This is a genomic window from Pseudomonas sp. p50(2008) (assembly GCF_015351605.1).
Lineage (GTDB): Bacteria > Pseudomonadota > Gammaproteobacteria > Pseudomonadales > Pseudomonadaceae > Aquipseudomonas.
Map to the genome: position 1 here is coordinate 1 of NZ_JACMYF010000028.1, position 2,838 is coordinate 2,838.

Annotated in this window: 3 protein-coding genes and 1 pseudogene; all 4 read left to right on the forward strand. The window is 64.8% G+C overall.

The window, feature by feature from the left end; genetic code table 11:
* A pseudogene (locus H7698_RS30940) lies at positions 1-269 on the forward strand (Mu transposase C-terminal domain-containing protein); the annotation flags it as partial.
* A gap of 2 nt (positions 270-271) precedes the next feature.
* Positions 272-1,180, forward strand: a complete 909-nt coding sequence (locus H7698_RS30945; protein WP_003465065.1) for a TniB family NTP-binding protein — start codon at positions 272-274, stop codon at positions 1,178-1,180.
* Positions 1,177-2,394, forward strand: coding sequence for a TniQ family protein (locus tag H7698_RS30950; RefSeq protein WP_038445834.1), 1,218 nt, complete (start codon positions 1,177-1,179; stop codon positions 2,392-2,394). Before H7698_RS30945 ends, H7698_RS30950 begins: the two co-directional genes overlap by 4 nt.
* A 60-nt stretch (positions 2,395-2,454) precedes the next feature.
* A partial coding sequence (locus H7698_RS30955; protein WP_194693879.1) for a recombinase family protein occupies positions 2,455-2,838 on the forward strand: 384 nt, incomplete at its 3' end.

Here is a 2,838-nt window from a genome sequence, read left to right on the forward strand (position 1 = left end):
AACAACGCCAGGCGCTGGCCAAATTGCGTCAGCTCGGGCGCGAGCAGGTGGACGAGTCGGCGCTGTTCCGCATGATCGGGCAGATGCGCGAGATCGTGACCACCGCCCAGAAGGCCACGCGCAAGGCGCGGCGCGACGCTGATCGCCGCCAGCACCTCAAGACGTCGGAGCCACCGGCCAAGCCCATACCGCCGGATGTGGACATGGCTGACCCGCAGGCAGACAACCTGCCGCCGGCCAAACCGTTCGATCAGATCGAGGAGTGGTAGCCGTGGACGAATATCCCGTCATTGACCTGTCCCACCTGCTGCCAGCGGCACAGGGTTTGGCCAGGCTGCCGGCAGACGAGCGCATCCAGCGCATTCGCGCCGACCGCTGGATCGGCTACCCGCGCGCGGTCGAGGCGCTGAACCGGCTGGAAACTCTGTATGCGTGGCCGAACAAGCAACGCATGCCAAACCTGCTGCTGGTCGGCCCCACCAACAACGGCAAGTCGATGATCGTCGAGAAATTCCGGCGGGCGCACCCGGTCGGCACCGACGCTGACCAAGAACATATCCCGGTGCTGGTCGTGCAGATGCCGTCAGAGCCATCGGTGATCCGCTTCTATGTCGCGCTGCTGGCTGCGATGGGCGCGCCGCTGCGCCCGCGCCCACGGCTGCCGGAAATGGAGCAACTGGCGCTGGCCCTGCTGCGCAAGGTCGGCGTGCGCATGCTGGTGATCGACGAACTGCACAATGTACTGGCTGGCAACAGCGTTAACCGGCGCGAGTTCCTCAACCTGCTGCGCTTCCTCGGCAACGAGCTGCGTATCCCCCTGGTCGGGGTCGGCACGCGCGAGGCGTACCTGGCCATCCGTTCGGACGATCAGTTGGAAAACCGCTTCGAGCCGATGCTGCTGCCGCCGTGGGAGGCCAATGAGGACTGCTGCTCGCTGCTGGCCAGCTTCGCGGCGTCACTCCCGCTACGGCGGCCATCCCCGATTGCCACGCTGGACATGGCCCGCTACCTGCTCACCCGGAGCGAAGGCACCATCGGCGAGCTTGCACATCTGCTGGTGGCGGCGGCCGTCGCCGCCGTGGAGAGTGGCGAGGAAGCGATCAACCACCGCACGCTCAGCATGGCCGACTACATCGGCCCCAGTGAGCGGCGGCGACAGTTCGAGCGGGAACTGATGTGAAGTCCGCGCCGCGCTGGCCGCTGCATCCGGCACCCAAGGAAGGCGAAGCCCTGTCCTCATGGCTCAACCGGGTCGCCGCCTGCTACCAGATGGACGTGCACGAGCTGCTGGCCCACGATCTTGGTCACAGCCAACTTGATGACCTGGATACCGCACCATCCTTGTCGTTGCTGACGGCGCTCTGCCAGCGCAGTGGCGTCGAGCTGGAGCGGTTGCGCAGCATGAGTCTTGCAGGCTGGGTGCCGTGGCTGCTCGACAGTCTCGACGATTCGGTACCAGCAGCCTTGGAAACCTATACATTCCAATGCGCGGTGCTCCTGCCCAAGCGCACCCGCAAGGTGCGGTCCATCACTCGCTGGCGTGCCTGGCTACCGAGCCAGACGATTCGCCGGGCGTGTCCGCAGTGTCTGAACGATCCAACGAATCAAGCTGTGCTACTCGTCTGGCAGCTCCCCTTGATGCTGAGCTGCCCGCAGCATGGCTGCTGGCTGGAGTCCTACTGGGGCATGCCCGGCCGGTATCTTCAGTGGGAAATCGCCGATGCTGCGCCGCGCCCTGCCGATGACGCAATCGCCTGCATGGACCGGCGCACCTGGCAGGCGCTGACGACGGGTTTTGTGGAGCTGCCGCGTCGGCGTGTCCACGCCGGCTTGTGGTTCCGGCTGCTGCGCACCCTGCTTGATGAGCTGAACACGCTGCTCTCGCACTGCGGCAGTTGCTCGGCGAGCATCCGCCATGTCTGGGAGCGCTGCGGCCATCCGCTGCGCGCCGGGCAGAGTCTGTGGCGTCCCTACGAGATTCTGGCCCCGGCGGTGCAGTGGCAGATGCTGGAGGCGGCGGCCACCGCCATCACGCTGATCGAGTCAAAGGCGCTGATCCCGCGCGGGGAACAGGCCGCGCTGTTTCAGACGGAGCCGCACACTGGTTTCACCAACGGCCTGCCGGCGAAGGTGCCGAAGCCGGAACCCATCAACCACTGGCAACGAGCAGCCCAGGCCATCGATGAGGCCATCATTGAAGCGCGACACAACCCGGAGACGGCCCGCTTGCTGTTCACACTGGCGTCCTACGGGCGACGCGACCCCGAATCCCTGGAACGTTTGCGCGCCACGTTCACCAAGGAGGGCATCCCGCCGGAGTTTTTGTCACATTACGAGCCTGAATGGCCGTTTGCAGGTCTTAGACTAAATGACGGGTTAAGTGACAGTTTTTGACGGCGAGAACTTTCTGGCTCACACTGTCACATAATCGAACGTATATGTGACAGGTACGACATGCTGATAGGCTACATGCGGGTATCGAAGGCGGACGGCTCCCAGGCTACCGATTTGCAGCGCGACGCGCTGATTGCCGCCGGGGTCGATCCAGTACATCTTTACGAGGACCAGGCATCCGGCATGCGCGAGGATCGGCCCGGCTTGACGAGCTGCCTGAAGGCGTTGCGAACTGGCGACACACTGGTCGTGTGGAAACTGGATCGGCTCGGACGCGACCTGCGACATCTCATCAACACCGTGCACGACCTGACTGGGCGCGGCATCGGCTTGAAGGTATTAACCGGGTACGGCGCGGCCATCGACACCACGACCGCCGCCGGCAAGCTGGTCTTTGGCATCTTCGCCGCCCTGGCCGAGTTCGAGCGCGAGTTGATCGCGGAG